The 17,482-nt window shown below is 60.6% G+C and carries 15 protein-coding genes, 1 pseudogene and 1 riboswitch; of the genes and pseudogenes, 12 read left to right on the forward strand and 4 right to left on the reverse strand.

What is annotated here, in order from left to right; all coding sequences use genetic code 11:
- Positions 1-8 precede the first annotated feature (8 nt).
- From cobN to cobJ, 5 genes are read left to right on the forward strand one after another with little or no spacing between them, the layout of a single operon-like run.
- Entirely contained in the window at positions 9-3,317 is a 3,309-nt protein-coding gene (gene cobN, locus SULPSESMR1_RS13785; protein WP_089421345.1) for a cobaltochelatase subunit CobN, read from the forward strand.
- The gene (locus SULPSESMR1_RS13790) at positions 3,314-4,447 is read left to right on the forward strand and encodes a cobalamin biosynthesis protein CobG (RefSeq protein WP_089421346.1); all 1,134 of its coding nucleotides are present in this window, start codon (positions 3,314-3,316) and stop codon (positions 4,445-4,447) included. The genes cobN and SULPSESMR1_RS13790 overlap by 4 nt, the downstream gene beginning before the upstream one ends.
- The gene (locus SULPSESMR1_RS13795) at positions 4,444-5,073 is read left to right on the forward strand and encodes a precorrin-8X methylmutase (protein ID WP_089421347.1); all 630 of its coding nucleotides are present in this window, start codon (positions 4,444-4,446) and stop codon (positions 5,071-5,073) included. Before SULPSESMR1_RS13790 ends, SULPSESMR1_RS13795 begins: the two co-directional genes overlap by 4 nt.
- Entirely contained in the window at positions 5,070-5,810 is a 741-nt protein-coding gene (cobI, locus tag SULPSESMR1_RS13800; protein WP_089421348.1) for a precorrin-2 C(20)-methyltransferase, read from the forward strand. The genes SULPSESMR1_RS13795 and cobI overlap by 4 nt, the downstream gene beginning before the upstream one ends.
- A complete protein-coding gene (cobJ, locus tag SULPSESMR1_RS13805; RefSeq protein WP_089421349.1) occupies positions 5,807-6,574 on the forward strand; it encodes a precorrin-3B C(17)-methyltransferase in 768 nt (255 codons plus the stop codon). Before cobI ends, cobJ begins: the two co-directional genes overlap by 4 nt.
- Here the strand turns inward: cobJ and SULPSESMR1_RS13810 are convergent.
- The gene (locus SULPSESMR1_RS13810; RefSeq protein WP_089421350.1) at positions 6,532-7,302 is read right to left on the reverse strand and encodes a cobalt-precorrin-6A reductase; all 771 of its coding nucleotides are present in this window, start codon (positions 7,300-7,302) and stop codon (positions 6,532-6,534) included. The two genes, cobJ and SULPSESMR1_RS13810, sit on opposite strands and share 43 nt — an antisense overlap.
- On the opposite strand from SULPSESMR1_RS13810, the gene cbiT reads away from it, so the two are divergent.
- The 7 genes from cbiT to cobF all read left to right on the forward strand — a co-directional run bounded on the left by cbiT (position 7,301) and on the right by cobF (position 13,200).
- Positions 7,301-8,500 carry a precorrin-6Y C5,15-methyltransferase (decarboxylating) subunit CbiT gene (gene cbiT, locus SULPSESMR1_RS13815; protein ID WP_089421351.1) on the forward strand — a complete coding sequence of 400 codons (1,200 nt, stop codon included), beginning with the start codon at positions 7,301-7,303 and terminating at the stop codon, positions 8,498-8,500. The genes SULPSESMR1_RS13810 and cbiT overlap by 2 nt on opposite strands.
- On the forward strand, positions 8,497-8,865 hold the full coding sequence (locus SULPSESMR1_RS13820) for a cobalamin biosynthesis protein (protein ID WP_089421352.1): 369 nt from the start codon (positions 8,497-8,499) through the stop codon (positions 8,863-8,865). Before cbiT ends, SULPSESMR1_RS13820 begins: the two co-directional genes overlap by 4 nt.
- On the forward strand, positions 8,862-9,656 hold the full coding sequence (gene cobM, locus SULPSESMR1_RS13825; protein ID WP_089421353.1) for a precorrin-4 C(11)-methyltransferase: 795 nt from the start codon (positions 8,862-8,864) through the stop codon (positions 9,654-9,656). Before SULPSESMR1_RS13820 ends, cobM begins: the two co-directional genes overlap by 4 nt.
- The gene (locus SULPSESMR1_RS13830; protein WP_089421354.1) at positions 9,649-10,704 is read left to right on the forward strand and encodes a cobyrinate a,c-diamide synthase; all 1,056 of its coding nucleotides are present in this window, start codon (positions 9,649-9,651) and stop codon (positions 10,702-10,704) included. Before cobM ends, SULPSESMR1_RS13830 begins: the two co-directional genes overlap by 8 nt.
- The gene (cobA, locus tag SULPSESMR1_RS13835; RefSeq protein ID WP_089421355.1) at positions 10,704-11,423 is read left to right on the forward strand and encodes a uroporphyrinogen-III C-methyltransferase; all 720 of its coding nucleotides are present in this window, start codon (positions 10,704-10,706) and stop codon (positions 11,421-11,423) included. Before SULPSESMR1_RS13830 ends, cobA begins: the two co-directional genes overlap by 1 nt.
- A gap of 42 nt (positions 11,424-11,465) precedes the next feature.
- A riboswitch (cobalamin riboswitch) is annotated at positions 11,466-11,648 on the forward strand.
- Between the two features lie 56 nt (positions 11,649-11,704).
- Positions 11,705-12,382 (forward strand): energy-coupling factor ABC transporter permease, encoded by a 678-nt coding sequence (locus SULPSESMR1_RS13840; protein WP_089421356.1) that lies wholly within the window; start codon positions 11,705-11,707, stop codon positions 12,380-12,382.
- Between the two features lie 50 nt (positions 12,383-12,432).
- Positions 12,433-13,200 (forward strand): precorrin-6A synthase (deacetylating), encoded by a 768-nt coding sequence (gene cobF, locus SULPSESMR1_RS13845; RefSeq protein ID WP_240311411.1) that lies wholly within the window; start codon positions 12,433-12,435, stop codon positions 13,198-13,200.
- An 11-nt stretch (positions 13,201-13,211) separates the two neighbouring features.
- Here cobF and SULPSESMR1_RS13850 read toward each other — a convergent pair.
- From SULPSESMR1_RS13850 to SULPSESMR1_RS13860, 3 genes and pseudogenes are all read right to left on the reverse strand, one after another.
- Positions 13,212-13,436: pseudogene (locus tag SULPSESMR1_RS13850) on the reverse strand (IS3 family transposase); the annotation flags it as partial.
- 62 nt (positions 13,437-13,498) lie between these two features.
- Positions 13,499-15,694 (reverse strand): Hint domain-containing protein, encoded by a 2,196-nt coding sequence (locus SULPSESMR1_RS25425; RefSeq protein WP_250161460.1) that lies wholly within the window; start codon positions 15,692-15,694, stop codon positions 13,499-13,501.
- A 454-nt stretch (positions 15,695-16,148) separates the two neighbouring features.
- Positions 16,149-17,141: a helix-turn-helix transcriptional regulator gene (locus SULPSESMR1_RS13860; RefSeq protein WP_089421357.1), complete on the reverse strand. Its 993-nt coding sequence runs from the start codon at positions 17,139-17,141 to the stop codon at positions 16,149-16,151.
- Positions 17,142-17,482 lie beyond the last annotated feature (341 nt).

A 17,482-nucleotide genomic window follows, 5' to 3' on the forward strand; every position in this document is an offset into this window, starting at 1 on the left:
TCGCGCCAATGCATGTCGTTTTCCGCGAAAGCCACGGGCTGGACGAGACCGAAGTACCAACAGATCTGGGTCAGAGTGTTGCGGATCTGGTGGTGCTATCGTTGTCGGATTCCGACCTTGGCGCCTTTGCAGAGGGCTGGCGTCGTGGCGGCGGTCCGCAAGGGCGCTTGCCGTCCCTGCGACTGGCCAATATCGTTGCGCTTAAACATCCGCTTTCGGTCGATACCTATATCGAACAAACGCTGTCGGGTGCACGCGGCATTCTAATCCGGCTGATCGGCAGCGTGCCTTACTGGCCCTACGGTTTGCAGCAAATCCGCGCACTTGCGCAGGAAAGGAACATCGCGCTGGCCGTGCTGCCGGCAGACGGGCGCATGGACGAGCGGCTGGACGACATGTCGACACTGCCCATATCCACCCTGCGACGGCTGACGCAGTTGTGCGATACCGGCGGCGCAATGGCCGCGCAGGCTGCACTGGCACAAATGGCGCTTGCTGCGGGACTGTATGCGGGGCCGGTGATCGGGGCCAAATCCTTGTCGCCTGTTGGCGCATGGACCCCTGAAACCGGGCCTTGCTGCCCGCTGGTCACGCTCTTGCCACAGCCCGTTTCCGAAGGAACCAAGCCGCGCATCCTGATCGTCTTCTACCGCTCTTATCTGGTTGCGGCCGACCTTGACCCGATCACTGCCCTGTTCGCTGCGTTTCGGGAGCGCGGATTTGATGTGGGCGCGGTTTTTGCACCCTCGCTGAAATCGCCTGACGCGGCAGGCTGGTTGCGTCGTCAGGTCGCGCAGTTTGCCCCCGCCGCCGTGATCAATGCCACTGCCTTTTCGGGCAAGGGCGCTGACGACACCTCGCCGCTGGATACGGCGCAAGTTCCGGTGTTTCAGGTGGCGCTGGCCACATCGACCCGCAAGGCATGGGCAGATGCCGACCGTGGCCTCTCGCCCGCCGATCTGGCCATGCATGTGGTCCTGCCCGAGGTCGACGGCCGCATCACAGCCGGAGTTGCCAGCTTCAAAGATCCGCAAAAACGCGACCCCGACCTGCAATATTCCCGCTTTGCCCACAGATCAGACCCCGCGCGCGTTGCCGCAATTGCTGACCGTGTGCAGGGTTGGACACGGCTGGCCGCCACGCCTGCGCCACAGCGGCGCGTGGCGCTGGTGCTCTCCACCTATCCGGGCAAAGACTGGAACATGGGCCACGCCGTCGGGCTGGACGCCCCGCAATCGGCCCGTGCCATTCTGGAGGATTTGCAGAGCGCAGATTATGACACCGGTGCGGGCTGCGGCCCCTTGCAAGATGCACTGCTGGCCCGCAGCACCCGCTGGCCGCTGTCCGATTACAGGGCCGCAATTGCGCGTCTGCCACCAAGCCTGCGCGCGCAGCTGACCGATGCTTGGGGCCGCCCCGAAGACGACCCCGATGTGCAGGGCGGCGCGTTCCACTTCGCAGCCATCCAATGCGGCAAGGTACTGGTCGCGCTGCAACCCGAACGCGCCACCGCACAGGGGCGCGACGACAGTTATCACGATCTGTCGCGCACGCCGCGTCATGCCTATGTGGCGTTTTACCTGTGGCTTCAAACGCACGCCGATGCGCTGGTGCATATCGGCGCGCACGGCACGCTAGAATGGCTTCCGGGCAAATCGGTTGCCCTGTCCGACACATGCTGGCCCGAGGTGCTGACGGGGGCCCTGCCGGTGATCTATCCCTTTATCGTCAACGACCCCGGAGAGGCCGCACAAGCCAAACGCCGGATCGGCGCGGTCACAGTGGGCCATATCCCGCCACCCCTGCGCACCAGCGGCACCCCTGAACGGCTGGCGCGGCTTGAATCCCTGCTGGACGAGTTTTCTACCGCAGACGGTCTGGATCCGCGCCGCCGCGACCGGCTTCAGGATGACATCCGCGCCGAGGCACAGGCACAGAACGTCGAACAGGATCTGGGGCTGGGCAGTGCCACGTGCAGCGCCGAGGCGATCACGCGGATCGACAGGTTTGTCTGCGACATCAAGGAAAGCCAGTTTGGCGAGGGGCTGCACATCTGGGGGCGCACGCCGCGCGGCGATGCCCCCTTTGCCACCGCACAATCGGTCGCAACCGAACGACAGGCGCTGCTAGATGCGCTGGACGGGCGGCGCATTGCGGCGGGACCGTCGGGGTCGCCCTATCGCGGGCGACGCGATGTGTTGCCCACGGGGCGCAACCTGTTCACCACCGACCCCCGCGCCGTGCCCACACGCGCGGCCCATACCCAAGGTGTGCGGCTGGCCGATGAGCTGGTGCGTCGCCACCTGCAAGACGAAGGCAACTGGCCCCGCACCCTGATCGTCGATCTGTGGGGGTCGGCCACTATGCGCACCGCAGGCGAAGAATTCGCCATGGCGCTGCACCTGCTGGGGGTGCGCCCGATCTGGGATGCAGGATCTGAACGTGTGTCGGGGATCGAAGTCCTGCCAATCACCGAACTGGACCGCCCCCGTGTGGATGTGACCCTGCGTGTATCGGGCCTGTTTCGTGATGTGTTTCCCACGCTTTTGGCGTTGTTTGCCCAAGCGGTGCGTGCCCTTGCCGCCCGCGACGAAGCCCCCGACTGGAACCCTTTTGTCGCAGCCACCGGTCTGGCACGCGTCTATGGCCCGCAACCGGGTCAGTTCGGTCTGGGCATGGGGGCCGCGCTGGAAGATTACACTGAAACGGGCCGCACACAGGCCGGTCTGGCGTGGCTGCGGGCCAGTGCTTGGGCGCTGGACGGCACCGAGGCACGCCACGACTCTGCGGGCATCCGCGCACGCGTGGCGCAGGCCGACAGCTTTGTGCATCCGCAGGACTTGCCCGAAACCGATCTGTTGCTGGCCGCCGATTATGCCAGCCACGAGGCAGGCTTTGCCGCAGCGCAGGCCGTGACTGGGGGCAAGGCCGCGTTGTACCATTTGGACAACACCAACCCCGCGCAGCCCCGTGCCCGAGCCCTGACCGAAGAAATCGCCCGCGTGGTGCATGCCCGCGCCACCCGTAAGGGCTGGATCGACAGCATGAAACACCACGGGTTTCGCGGTGCCGCCGAAATTGCCGCAACGCTGGACCACATGGCAGGCTTTGCCCATCTGGCGGGGGCCGTGCCTGCGCATCTGTTCGATCTTTACCACGACGCAACACTGGGCGATCCCGAAACCGACGCGTTCCTGCGCGATGCCAACCCGCAAGCGCACCGCGCCATGCAGGAACGGTTCACGGCCCTTCTGGACGCAGGTCTGTGGCACACAAGGCGCAACTCGGTTCTGGCCGGTGTGGAGGTGCCCCGATGAGCGCCCCCCGCGTCAAAGGCTGGTGCCCGAGTGCGCACCGCCCGATGATGGCCGCCGACGGGCTGGTGATGCGCGTGCGCCCTGTCTTGGCGCGGCTGACGGCGAACCAGATGCTGGGCCTGTGCACTCTGGCGCAACGCTTTGGCCACGGAACGTTAGAGATCACCAACCGCGCCAACGTGCAGATCCGTGGTGTCACCGCAACCGGTCACGACAGGGTTCTGCACGCGCTTGGCGATCTGGGTCTGCTGGATGCCGACCCTGCGCATGAAAGCCGTCGCAACATTCTGGTCAATCCCTTCTGGCAATCAGGCGATATGACCCACCGGCTGACCCGCGATCTGCTGGCGCAATTGGCCAGCTTGCCCGACCTGCCCGCAAAAGCAGGCTTTGCCGTGGATTGCGGCCCGCACCCGCTGCTGCACTGTGACAGCGCCGACATCCGGCTGGAACAGGGCGAAAACGGCCTGATCCTGCGCGCCGATAGCGTAAACGCAGGGCGCGCCGTAACACCTCAAACTGCCATTCCTGCGCTGATCGAAATGGCGCATTGGCTGGCCGCAAACATCACGCCCGACTGCCGCCGGATGGCCCCGCTGACGGCCCGCATCCCGTTACCGCAGGCGTGGCGCAGCGCGGCCCCCCTGCTGCCCGCGCCGCCACCGCAAGTCGGGCTTGTTCCGCTTGGCGCTTTAGCCGGTTGTGCCTTTGGACTGTTGGACGCCGCCATGCTTTCGCGAGAAATCGCTTCCCGAAACATCACGGCACTGCGGCTGACCCCGTGGCGCATGGTGCTGCTTGAGGGGGCGCAGATGCCGCAGGGGGCGGGATTTATCACCACGCCCGACGATCCGCTGATGCGCGCCAGCGCCTGCTCCGGTGCGCCGTTCTGCGCTTCTGCCACTGTGTCCACCCGCGACATCGCGCGCCAGCTTGCGCCGCGCACCACCGGCACGCTGCATGTGTCGGGCTGTTCCAAAGGCTGCGCCCGCAGCGCACCCGCTGATGTAACGCTGGTGGGCCGCGACGGTGCGTTCGACCTTGTGCGCGAGGGCACCGCCCGAGACACCCCAGACCAACGCGGGCTAACGCCCAAAGACCTCACTTCCGGAGCACCGTTTTCCCTATGATCCACACCTATGAAACCGACGGCGCCGCGATCTATGCGCAGTCCTTTGCCATCATCAGGGCCGAAGCCGACCTCGACCGCTTTTCCCCCGACCAAGAGCCGGTTGCCGTGCGGATGATCCATGCCGCCGGAATGGTCGGACTGGAACAACACCTGCGCATGTCGCCCGATTTTACCGCTGCCGCGCGGGCAGCACTGGCGGGTGGTGCACCGGTGCTGTGCGATGCGCATATGGTCAGCGAAGGCATCACCCGCAGCCGCCTGCCTGCGGACAACGCCGTTATCTGCACCCTGCGCGACCCGTCAGTGCCCCACCGCGCGCGGGCCATGTCCAACACACGATCTGCCGCCGCGCTGGAATTGTGGCGTCCTCATCTGGGGGGTGCGCTTGTGGCCATCGGCAATGCGCCCACGGCGCTGTTTCACCTGCTGAACATGCTGGCCGACCCCGACTGCCCGCGCCCTGCGGCGATCATCGGCTGCCCCGTCGGCTTTGTCGGCGCGCGCGAAAGCAAGGATGCCCTATGGGCCAGCCAACCGGTGCCCTGCTGCATCGTCAAGGGCCGCTTGGGCGGCAGCGCGATCACCGTTGCTGCCGTCAACGCCATCGCGAGCCGCGCGGAATGATCCCGCACAGCCCCACCGGCACGATCCACGGCGTCGGGCTTGGCCCCGGTGCGGCCGATCTGATGACCCTGCGCGCGCACCGCCTGCTGTCGGACGCGCGCTATATCGCGTATTTCCGCAAAGCAGGACGCGCGGGCCGTGCGCGCAAAACAGTCGACGGGATATTGCCCTGTGATGTCACTGAATTTCCGATGGAATACCCCGTTACAACCGAAATTCCCTTGGATCATCCCGACTATAACGAAACCCTGTCAGGCTTTTACGCCACCTGCGCCACCCACCTGCGGACATTGGTCGAAACAGGCGAAGATGTTGTGGTGTTGTGCGAGGGCGATCCGTTTTTCTACGGTTCGTTCATGCATCTTTACACCCGCCTGAAAGACAGCGTGCCGGTGCAGGTGGTGCCCGCCATCACCGGGATGTCCGCCGCTTGGACAGCAACCGGCCTGCCGATCACTTGGGGCGATGATGTGCTAAGCGTGGTCATGGCAACATTGCCAGCGGCCGATCTGGTGCGCCACATGCAATCTGCAGATGCGCTGGTGGTGATGAAAATAGGACGCAACATCGACAAGGTGCGCAGCGCCCTGAAGGCCGCAGGCAAATACGACGACGCGTGGCTGGTGGAATGCGCCAGCCTGTCCGAACAAACGGTGCAAAAGCTGTCACAGGCCGAAGGTCGGGTGACGCCCTATTTTTCGATCGTGCTGGTGCATGGTCAGGGGCGACGCCCGTGACCGGCGCGCTGTTTATCGCAGGGCTGGGGCCGGGCAACGCGGATATGATTACGCCGCAGGTTGCCGATGCACTGGCGCAGGCCTCCGATATTGTCGGTTATGCCCCCTATGTCGACAGGGTGCCCGCGCGGCAGGGGCTGACGTTGCACCCATCCGACAACAGGGTCGAGCTTGAACGCGCGCAACACGCACTTGAAATGGCGGCGGCGGGGCGGCGGGTGGTGGTTGTATCCTCCGGCGATCCGGGCGTGTTTGCAATGGCCGCAGCCGTTTTTGAAGCGGTCGAAGCCGGCCCGCAACACTGGCGCGCCCTGCAAATCGAAGTACTGCCGGGCATCACGGCGATGCTGGCGGCATCCGCACGGGTAGGCGCGCCACTGGGCCACGATTTCTGCGCCATCAACCTCAGCGACAATCTCAAACCGTGGGCCTTGATCGAAAAACGGGTGCGGCTGGCCGCCGAGGCAGATTTTGCCATGGCCTTTTACAACCCCAGATCCAAATCACGGCCCGACGGTTTTGCCCGCGTGCTGAAGCTGCTGAACGATGCCTGTCAGGACACGCGTCCGGTCATCTTTGCCCGCGCCGTGTCCACCCCCCAAGAAGATATCCGCATCGTGCCCCTGCCCGATGCCCGTCCCGAAATGGTCGATATGCGCACAATGGTTCTGGTTGGCACCTCGGCCACGCGGCTCATCGGGCGCAACGGGCTGCCATTTGTCTATACACCCAGATCGGTGTCCGCCGGAACTGGGGCCGCGTGATGCAGCCATGCCAGAACATCCCTTGGCGTATGGGCCAGCCGCCGCTGTGGCAGGGTGGGCCGGTCAATCATGACAACGGGCAGACCCAGTTCGCGCGCCGCTGTAATCTTGGCCTCGGCCCCCGAGCCACCGGCATTCTTCGACACAACAAGCGTAATCTTGTGGCGCTGCATCAGGGCCAGATCGTCCGCCACCGTGAACGGGCCACGATCCTGCACCACAACATGGTCGGCAAAGGGCAGCGCAACGGCGGGCGCATCAATCATGCGCAGCAGATAGAAGTGCTGCGGATTGGGCGCAAAGTCGGCCAGATGCATCCGGCCCACTGCCAGCATGACACGCTGGGCGGGCCGGTTCAGCGCCGCAACCGCACCGGCAATGTCCGGCACGACGGTCCAGTTGTCGCCGCTGCGCGCCTGCCACGGCGCGCGGGTCAATGCGATCAGCGGCACACCTGCCTTAGCACAGGCCAGAACCGCATTGCGGCTCATCTGCGCAGCGAACGGATGGGTGGCGTCAACGACATGGGTGATGCGATGGGTCCGCAAGTATTCAACCAGCGCCGCCGCCCCGCCAAAGCCCCCGACGCGGGCGGGCAGCGGTTGCGTTACCGGCTTTTCCACGCGGCCTGCATAAGAAACCACACCCGAAATCCCCGCATCGAACAGGGTTTTGCACAGGGCGGTGGCCTCGGTCGTGCCGCCCAGCACAAGAAGGTTGGGTATCATGTCTGACATTGCGTGGCTGTCCATCGTTGGTCTGGGCGAAGATGCGCCGGACGGGCTGTCAGGTGCAAGCCTGCACGCCTTGCGCAACGCCGAATTCGTAATCGGCCCTGAACGTCATCTGGGGTTGCTGCCCGATCTGGACGCCATGAAAATCCCGTGGCCGGTGCCCTTTGCCGATGGCATCGACCAACTTCTGGCCCTGCGCGGGCGGCGGGTTGTGGCGCTGGCCTCGGGCAATCCGTTCTGGTTCGGGGCGGGCAGCAGCATTGCGCGGCATCTTGCAGCACACGAATGGGTGGCCCTGCCTGCACCGTCGGTCTTTGCTTGGGTGGCGGCGCGCATGGGCTGGCCGCTGGAACAAACAGGCTGTTGCGGCCTACACGCGGCCCCTTTTACGCACCTGCGCCCCGCTCTGGCACAGGGCGCGCGGCTGATCGTCCTGCTGCGCGACGGACCTGCGGTTGCCGGACTTTGCGCCTATCTGACCGCCCAGGGGTTCGGCCCTTCGCAGCTAAGCCTGTTTGAATCCGCAGGCGGCCCCCGCGAACGGCGCACCGATCTGCTGGCCGGTGATCCGCCGCAGCACACCTTTGCCCACCCCGTCACTGCCGCCGTGCAAGTCTGCGGCAGCGGCGACAGCCTGCCGCTCGCGGCTGGCAGGCCGGACCACTGGTTTGACAGCGACGGCCAGATGACAAAACGGCCCATGCGCGCCCTGACCCTTTCGGCGCTGGCCCCGGTGCCGTTTGCGCATCTGTGGGACATCGGCGGCGGCTCGGGGTCGATCGCCATTGAATGGCTGCTGTCGCACCCGACGGTCCGCGCCACCACGATCGAACAACACGCAGACCGTGTAAAACAGATCAATGACAATGCGCACCAACTTGGTGTGGACAGGCTACGCGTGGTCCACGGAACCGCCCCGCAGGCACTTGACGGGCTGGATGCGCCCGATGTGGTCTTTGTCGGCGGCGGCCTGACCCAAGGCCTGCTTGACCAGCTGACAGGGCAGCTTGCACAGGGCACGCGCATCGTGGCCAACGCCGTGACACTGGAAAGCGAAAGCCTGCTGGCACAGGCGCAACACCGGCTGGGAGGCGATCTGTTACGGATCGAACTGGCACAATCGGCCCCGCTGGGCGGCAAACGCGGCTGGAAGGCCAGCTATCCGCTGGTGCAATGGAGCATCACGCTATGATCGTCGCAGGCATGGGATTTCGCGCAGACGCGACGCTGAACAGCCTGCGCAGCGCGCTGGCGCTGGCCTGTGGCACACACAGGCCCGATCTGATCGCCACGGCCGCAGGCAAGGAAAACCACGATGCCCTGCGGGCGCTGGTGGCAGAATTGCAGGTGCCGTTGCACGCCGTGCCGCAGGCCACGCTGGCTGCGCAATCCACCCCTACCCTATCCCCCGCGGCCCAAGCGGCCCGTAATACCGGCAGCGTGGCCGAAGCCGCCGCACTGGCCGCAGCCGGTTCGGGCGCGCATCTGCTGGCACCGCGCCACATCTCGACCGACCGCATGGCAACCTGTGCCGTGGCAAAAGGAACACTGACATGACAATACACTTCATCGGCGCCGGCCCCGGCGCGCCCGATCTTCTGACATTGCGAGGGCGCGATCTGATCACTGCCTGCCCTGTCTGTCTTTATGCGGGGTCGCTGGTGCCCGACGCCATCCTAAGCCACTGCCCACCCGATGCGCGGGTGGTGAACACCGCCGCGATGGATCTGGATGCGATCATCGCCGAAATGCAGCAGGCCGATGCGGCGGGGCAGGATGTGGCGCGGCTGCACTCGGGCGACCTGTCGGTCTGGTCGGCCATGGGTGAACAACTGCGTCGCCTGCGCGCGCTCAATATCCCCGTCAGCGTGACACCGGGCGTACCGTCTTTTGCCGCCGCTGCGGCGGCGCTGGGGGCGGAACTGACCCTGCCGGAACTGGCGCAATCGGTGGTTCTGACGCGCACATCAGGGCGCGCCTCGGCCATGCCAAAGGGTGAGACGCTGGAGAATTTCGCAGCTACCGGCGCCACGCTGGCCATCCACCTGTCAATCCAGAATCTGGACCATGTGACCGGAACACTTATCCCCGCCTATGGCGCAGATTGCCCTGTTGCCATCGTCTATCGCGCCAGCTGGCCGGATGAGCGCATTCTACGCGGCAAACTTGGCGACATCACGGCACAGCTTGATCCTGCCATCACACGCACCGCCCTGATCCTTGTCGGTCCGGCCCTCGGCGGTGAGAGTTTTGCCGAAAGCTGTCTGTACTCTGCGTCCTATGACCGCCGCTATCGCCCCCTTGATGCCGCAAGCCCGTGGGCAGACTGGAGCCACGGCGATGACTGACGCCCCCGGACTGCTGATTTCCGCCCCCGCATCCGGCACAGGAAAAACGACTGTAATGCTGGGCCTTCTGCGCGCTCTCGCGCAAGACGGGCTGACGGTGCAGGCGTTCAAGTCGGGGCCGGATTACATCGATCCGGCCTTTCACCGCGCCGCAAGCGGGCGCATGTCGTTCAACATCGACACATGGACAATGGGTGCGGGCCTGCTGGGTGCCATTGCGGCGCAGGCGACTGGCGCGGACATCTGCATCGCAGAGGGGTCGATGGGGCTGTATGACAGCGTTGCCACACGCGGCCAAAGCGGCTTTGGCGCCAGCGCAGAAACCGCCGCGTTGATGGGATGGCCCGTTGTGCTGGTGGTGGATGTCAGCGGACAGGCACAATCGGCGGCGGCTGTGACCTTGGGGTTCAAACTTTACAATCCCGACCTGCCCTTTGCGGGTGTCATCCTCAATCGGGTCGCCTCGGCGCGGCACGAACGGCTGGCACGGCTGGGTATGGAAAAGGCAGGGCTAACCGTGTTCGGCGCGCTGCCCCGACAGGGTGATCTGACACTGCCCGAACGCCATCTGGGGCTGGTGCAGGCGGCAGAACATCCCGATCTTGTGTGGTTGCCCGGCGGTTATCCCGAACTGCACGCGGGCCGTCTGGCCGCAGCACAAACCTTTGCCAAAGGATTGCGCGAACACGCCAGAACGCGGCCCGTGCATGGCGAGTGCGGCGGCTATATGGCGCTGGGTCAGGCGTTGATCGACAAGGAAGGCAACCGGCACCGGATGGCAGGCCTGCTGGGTCTTGTCAGCAGCTACGAAACCCGCAAATTTCACCTTGGATACCGTCAGGCCACCCTGCGTGCCGCCATGGCGGGACATGCGAAGGGTGCGCGTTTGCGCGGGCACGAATTCCACTACTCGACCATCATCGAACAGCCCGACACACCGCTTGCCGATGTGGCCGATGCCGACGGCGTTCCGGTCCCCGAAACCGGATCGTGCCGAGGTACTGTGACGGGTACGTTTTTCCACCTTGTGACGGCGGAGCAGGATTGATGGCAGGTTTTGTCAGTTTTGTCGGCTCAGGTCCGGGAGACCCCGAACTCCTGACGCTAAAAGCCGTGAACCGGCTGAAACAGGCGGATGCCGTGCTGTTCGACGATTTGTCATCGGGTCCGATACTGGCACATGCACGCGCCGGTGCCGATCTGGTGAGCGTGGGCAAACGGGCGGGGCGCGCCTCGCCCAAACAGGATCATGTCAGCCGGTTGTTGCTGGAATATGCACAAACTGACCAGCGTGTCGTGCGGCTGAAATCCGGCGATAGTGGAATCTTTGGCAGGCTTGAGGAAGAACTGGGGGCCCTGCGCGAGGCGGGCATCCCCTATGAGATTATTCCGGGCGTGCCCTCAGCCATAGCCGCCGCTGCCGCAGCGGGCATTCCCCTGACCCGCAGACTGACCGCGCGGCGTGTGCAATTCGTCACGGGCCATGACATCAGCGGACAGCTTCCGCAGGATCTGAACCTGCCCGCCCTGACCGATCCGACAGCGACAACCGTTGTTTTTATGGGTAAACGCACCTTTCCCGAACTCTACCGCCTGCTGAACGCGCACGGACTGTCCGCCGACACGCCCGCCCTTCTGGCTGAGGATGTATCGGGGCCACAACAACGCCTGACACGCTGCAGCATCGCTGCCTTGGCCGACAGGCTGGAAAACACAATCTCGGATGCACCCGCGCTGGTGCTTTATGGTCCACTGGCCGTGTTTTAACCTTTGGGACAAGGGATTTATCGTTGCCGCGAGTGCGCAACTGTCCTAGGATCAGCGCACGGTGTCGCGTAACAGCGACTTAAAAGGGAACCAAGTGAAACGCTTGGACTGCCCCCGCAACTGTAAGCGGCGAGCGCGCGGGAAACACCACTGGCCACCCGGCTGGGAAGGTCCCAAGCGCCCCGACCCGCAAGTCAGGAGACCTGCCGTAAAACCACAGGGCCTAGTGCCTATTACATATCCATCGCCGCCGGAGGGGCGGCCACATAAGGACGGTTATAATGCATATCGAACCCGGCGTCGTAGATGGCGCCAAAATGGTCTTTGCCTATGGAACGGCAGCGGCTGCAGCCGGTTATTCCGCGAAACTTGTCGCTGCGGATTTGGCCCGAAACGACCTTCCAACCTTTGTCATCCGCACGGTGCTTGCCACCGCCGGCGTGTTCGTCTTCTTCGAGGTCCTTCCACATTTCGCGGTGGGTGTATCCGAAGTTCACCTGATACTGGGCACCACGCTGTTCTTGCTGCTGGGGGCTGCCCCGTCTGCCATCGGTCTGGCGCTTGGCCTGCTGGTCCAGGGCATGTTCTTTGCCCCGACCGACCTGCCGATGTATTTCGTAAACGTCACCACACTGCTGGTGCCGCTGTTTGCCATCGACGCACTGGCCGGACGGGTTGTTCCAAAGGACACGGCCTATGTGGATCTGTCGTATACCCATGTGCTGAAAATGTCGGGTGTCTATCAGGGCGGTATCGTGGCTTGGGTCGCCTTCTGGGCAATCTACGGCCAAGGCGCAGGCGCGGACAATCTAAATGCCGTCTGGACCTTTGGCGCGGCCTATATGCTGGTTATTCTGGTCGAACCGCTTGTCGATCTGGCTGTGCTGGCGGCCGCCAAGACCCTGCATAAGGGCAAAGGGTGGGGAATTTTTACCGATCGCCTTTATTACGCCGCATAACTGAATAGAATCAAGCACTTCCGGGTCCGGCAATGGGCCCGGATTTTTTTATGGATAACGATATGCTCAAAGATCTGTGGCTGATTGGTATCGGGACAGGTAGTCTGGGCCACCTTACGGCTGAGGGCGCGCAGGCGTTAAAGGATGCTGCTATCATCCTCGTCCCGCAAAAAGGGGACGGGAAGACCGACCTTGCCGAGATTCGTCACCGAATTATCGCTGCCAGTGATACAACGGCGAAGGTGATCGGCTTTGAATACCCGGTGCGCGACCTTGAACAGCCTTATCTAGACGGCGTCGACGCATGGCATGACGATATCGCACGACGTTGGCAGGCGGCTCTGGCGAGCACACAAGTGTCCGGGCCGGTTGCCATGCTCGTGTGGGGCGATCCTGCCCTATACGACAGCACAATCCGGATCGCAGCCCGGTTGGCACCGCAGCCGTCGGTGCGTGTGGTGCCGGGGATTAGTGCCATTCAAGCGCTCACAGCAGCCCATACTCTGCCTTTGAACACCATCAATGGCGTTGTGGCTATCACCACAGGGCGCCGTTTGCGCAACGCGGGCTGGCCAGAGGGAGCTGAGACGGTCGTTGTCATGCTGGACGGGGAGTGCAGCTTTACCCGTCTGCCGCCTGAAGGGCTGATGATCTGGTGGGGTGCATTTCTGGGCATGGAAGAACAAATACTAGATCATGGCTTAGTACAGGATGTAGCAGATCGGATCATTTCCACCCGTCAACTCGCTAGAAATGAACACGGGTGGATTATGGATATTTATATTTTGCGAAGGGATTACGTTCAGAACGCAGCGTAATGGGAAGGGGTCTCCTCCTTGAAAAGAGGGTTCTCTCGCCAACGCCGGTCATTCTCTTGGACGAGGCACATATCCTCTTTTGACACCACGTCCGTGTCTCGATATATGGTGATCCACTTGTTCAGCGTCGACATGCCGACACCGAGATCATCAGCCACCTGCTTTCGCTTCGGCCCATAGGTCAGCGCGACGCGCACCGCATCTTGCAGGAATTCATTCGTCCGCTTCAGTCCCATAGTTCGTCTCCTTTGTTGCAGCAAATACTATCAAAGGAGCGGCATCAAACCGCGACTGGCCCCTACAGCCGACACTGAGCAGCAGGAGTAACGAGTGGTTTGCCATTCTTAACATGGCGCATCGCCAGATTGCGCCCCATTCGTCCATTGGCGAGATAGCGGGCTGCGGGTGGTGAGATTTTGGCATCTTTCAGTTCGGGAAAGAGATTAAGAATCTCTTCGCGTGCTTCGTTGCTGACAGATTTCAAAGCTTCCGGCCCCGTGTACAAGCTTTCCGTTTCTGCTCCGTTCGAATAAACCACCTCATGCTGATCAAACAGCATATGGTAATACTTGAAGCTTGTAATATCTTTCGCGACCTCAATTCCGTCGATTTCACACAACTGCTTTGCCGCTATCAAAACCTCATCGGCGCCGAACATTCGGCGGGCGATTTTGGAACGCACCAGGACTCGGTGCTGCGGCGATACCAACAGGTCGGTAATGGGGGAGCAATCTCCCAGCGTGCCTGCCTTAATGCGGATAGGGTTTAGATTAGGTGCAGAAGCAATATCTGCCTGCGAAAGTTCCCGTGCGCCAATCCAGCGAATGGGCCGAAAGCCGTGGTCAAGGGTTGCAACCAAATCGCCGATCCGGAGAGCTTCGATTGGGCGCTCGCCCTTTTGTGTCAGAATCATTGTGCCTTCGGCAAAGCAAATCAACAATGTTCCGGCATCGGCAACGTAGTTCACCAGTGGCTTGCTGGTACTGTCCAGATTCAAGCTTCTGTTCGACGTACCTATCCACGTCGGATTGCCATTGATCATGAAGAAATCATGATCACTCACCGAAGAAGGATTTTCGCCCGAGCTGGACGGCACTACCTGCACCCAGCCAGTATCGGGATGGAAAAACTCCCAACTGTCATCCGCATTGTCCGGATCTTGCAACAACCAGCCAGTGTATTCTTGGCCGTCGACTTCATAGGTCATTACAGTGAGATCGTTTCGTGGAACTTCTCCCGAAACAGTCCAAGACTCTGTCCCGGCAGGCGTAAGTGTTCCATCTGGTTGTACCTGAAAGAACTGCCAGGTGGCAGTATCCCCGAGCAACATATAGGAATTGCCATCGCCGATGTCTGGGGCGGCCAAAAGGCGGTCATTGCCGCCACCGCCAACCACACCTCCGGTGAAAATACTGTTGTCAGCGTGAATGACAGCGCCCGGAGTTCCGGCGAAATAGACGGGCTCCGCAAGCTGCGGCGCACCGTTCTCGTCGAGAACCAATTCTGCCCGCGCGAACTCGTCCGTCGCGGAGCTATAGACGAAGGTCTTGCCATTAACCGTCGCACTCTGAATGCCCTGTTCGGTATTGCCGTTAAACAACTCGAACAGCGCCCTGTCATCATCAGGGGTTGCCCCGCTTGAATATAGCAGTTCGGTGGTGTGGCCAAATGTTCCATCGGGATTGATTGCGGTCAAATTTCCCGCACCGTTGGTATTTGTATTCCCCGGTGCGCCCACCTGCATGAGGACCGGTGTTCCATCAGATGTGTAGACCACCGAAAAATTACCAGCCTCCACCGCATAGTCAGAGTCCTGATTGATATTAACCAGGTCGGGGTCGCTCTCTACAGTGTCGTCTTGTGATCCAGGCCTGTTCGTAGCATCCCACACCCGTGCATCCGCAGATGAGGCGTTTCCAGTGTCATCTATGGTGTAATTGACCCTGCCACTAAACTGATCAAAATCACCATCATTGTCGTAATCAGAAGTTGGGGATGTATATTGGACAGTCAGAACATCCCCTGCAGTGGTGGAAACCATTTCAAGGTTTGCGGTCACACCAGAGGGATAGCTGAATGTATTACCCGCAGTATCGGCGAAGCTGCTCTGAATATCCTGTATTTCGACGGTCGTATTGCCGTCTGAATCACGGTTCACGACATAGGTTACCAATGCGCTGTGCTGCGCCGTCTCTTCCAGCGCAGTTTCCGGATCATCAATGCTCGCCCGGATATTGTTGTGAATCGTATAAATGTAAACGGGACCGTCGGGATCGGCTTGATACTTTACGTTATCGTTTGTTTCATTCGAAGTACCGTTACTGTGCAGCCCGCTCCGAATCGTGTAGCTGGTTCCATCGTTCGGGTCAGTCCAAGTTGCAGTTGTACCTGTCTCTCCGTTTGGGTTGATCAATTCGGCGAGTGATATTTTTGATGGTTGGTCGAAAATTTCTGCCATAATTAAAGCTCCGTCAAAATCTGCTGCATTCTTCACTTGCCCCTTTTCCCTAGCACTGGCTTAGATGCCCAAATCCAGCGAAGGCAGGCGTCCCATTCCCCGCAGATATTTGTCCTGCTATCTCTGTGGCGAGTGTGCCAAGGGCGACCTAACAATTAAGGGCAGCAATAACCGCGCGCTTGGACAGCTACTAAATTGGCTTCAATTGGACTGGCAATGAATGGAGATCACAATTTACGCATTGTGGATAAAGCTGCTCTCCTTCTGGATAGCCGCTCAACTTCTAGCTGTTTCCTTGACACGCAATGTGGCGCAACCTACACCTGTGGCGAGACGTCCCCTTGCCCCACTGTCGTCAGGCCGTGCGGATAATCTCGGCCAATATCGAGGGCATTGAAGCGGCTCACGAGAGCGACAACGAACTCTCCTCGACTTCTGCAGTCAAGAGGTAGTTCGGCTACTACCGTAGGCGTAAAAGTGACGCGCAGTCTTACGGTTTTGGCCTCGAAATTGAAGTAAGACGTGCACGAGAGAGTGTTTCTTTAGGATACTCCCCAAATCTTCGGAAATATTCACTTGCGAACCGGCTCAAATGGGTGATGCCACACTCTAGGGCGATCGTCGAAACTTGGTCATCAGAATGCGGTTGGCTAAGTCGACTGTACGCATAACCCAGTCGAACTTTTGCTATCATCTGTCGTGGAGACATTTGGAAAACGCTACTGAATGCAGTCTGAAGACTTCGGACACTCATACCGAGCTCTCGGGCCATATCAGCAACACGAAGCGGTTCATGAAAACGTTCATGAATAAGGGCTTCTGCAAGCCTTGCCCTCTTAACATCTCGCAGGTCCGAAAGTTGGGGTTCTTCAGCTTTCCCCGCTCTAAATATTGTATCCTTGAGGCATTCTTCGAGCAAAACCTCCATACCTTCAAGATATCGATCAGAAGGAGAAACGGGAGAGCTCGGGCTCAACTCATCAGCTACCAACTGAAGGTAACGAGCTAGGCGAAAATTGTATGGGTCTCGAAATTCCATTTCTATACCGTATGGAATTTTATTCAAAACTTGGTTTGAATAAATTCCGTCAACCTCACTATACAAATTCAGCGTTTCTGGAAATTGAAAAATCAAACACTGGCAGAACTCATCATTCATCGGGTCAACAACCGACCAACGATCACAGGGGCGGCTTAAAAGTGCGCTTTCGCCAGCACTTGCCCAGACTTCCAAATCAGTCATACGATATCCAACACGACCATTAATGGGTAGAAGCAATGCGCAAGAATCGTGAACACTGATTTCAAGCTCATGCCCTGTGGAGAATAAACGCGTAAGACGAAATCCTGACTTCGGCAGTACGACAGATTCCTCGGTCAATTTCACTCGTTCTGAGATGAAATTGAACTTATTAGCACGGCCAAACATAGGGCTTTCCCACGCCTTGGCTTGAGAATCAATGATTGTTGCTGTTCGAAACATCGCCACTTACTTTTGTCCCCCATAAAATGAGAAGCAGACAACTTATCACACTACTTGCTTTAGCAAAGCTCCTATACGATATACGTACAGGTTGCTGATTTTTCAATACAATCGATTCCTCAGAAGCTTGCGTGTGATAACGCAAAATTGAACAAACCCTTCAACGTCCGCCAATCTAAGCGCTAGATCACAACAACGGCTTCAACTATTCATACCTTTTGCCCGAAATTTTTCGGGTGTTTCGGCTCAGAACATCGCGTGGCTCTGGTAGCTATTGAAAAACTTCGCGCCAGGTACGGCCTTCGCTAAAGAGTCCGATTTGACCGATTGTCAACGCCCCC

It is taken from the genome of Pseudosulfitobacter pseudonitzschiae (assembly GCF_002222635.1).
Taxonomy (GTDB): Bacteria; Pseudomonadota; Alphaproteobacteria; order Rhodobacterales; family Rhodobacteraceae; genus Pseudosulfitobacter; species Pseudosulfitobacter pseudonitzschiae_A.

Bases quoted from the DNA above. Each gene is read 5' to 3' on its own strand.
- cobN (WP_089421345.1), top strand. From the start codon at position 9: ATGCATGTCGTTTTCCGCGAAAGCCACGGGCTGGACGAGACCGAAGTA.
- SULPSESMR1_RS13790 (WP_089421346.1), top strand. From the start codon at position 3,314: ATGAGCGCCCCCCGCGTCAAAGGCTGGTGCCCGAGTGCGCACCGCCCG.
- SULPSESMR1_RS13795 (WP_089421347.1), top strand. From the start codon at position 4,444: ATGATCCACACCTATGAAACCGACGGCGCCGCGATCTATGCGCAGTCC.
- cobI (WP_089421348.1), top strand. From the start codon at position 5,070: ATGATCCCGCACAGCCCCACCGGCACGATCCACGGCGTCGGGCTTGGC.
- cbiT (WP_089421351.1), top strand. From the start codon at position 7,301: ATGTCTGACATTGCGTGGCTGTCCATCGTTGGTCTGGGCGAAGATGCG.
- SULPSESMR1_RS13810 (WP_089421350.1), bottom strand. From the start codon at position 7,302: ATGATACCCAACCTTCTTGTGCTGGGCGGCACGACCGAGGCCACCGCC.
- SULPSESMR1_RS13820 (WP_089421352.1), top strand. From the start codon at position 8,497: ATGATCGTCGCAGGCATGGGATTTCGCGCAGACGCGACGCTGAACAGC.
- cobM (WP_089421353.1), top strand. From the start codon at position 8,862: ATGACAATACACTTCATCGGCGCCGGCCCCGGCGCGCCCGATCTTCTG.
- SULPSESMR1_RS13830 (WP_089421354.1), top strand. From the start codon at position 9,649: ATGACTGACGCCCCCGGACTGCTGATTTCCGCCCCCGCATCCGGCACA.
- cobA (WP_089421355.1), top strand. From the start codon at position 10,704: ATGGCAGGTTTTGTCAGTTTTGTCGGCTCAGGTCCGGGAGACCCCGAA.
- SULPSESMR1_RS13840 (WP_089421356.1), top strand. From the start codon at position 11,705: ATGCATATCGAACCCGGCGTCGTAGATGGCGCCAAAATGGTCTTTGCC.
- cobF (WP_240311411.1), top strand. From the start codon at position 12,433: ATGGATAACGATATGCTCAAAGATCTGTGGCTGATTGGTATCGGGACA.
- SULPSESMR1_RS13860 (WP_089421357.1), bottom strand. From the start codon at position 17,141: ATGTTTCGAACAGCAACAATCATTGATTCTCAAGCCAAGGCGTGGGAA.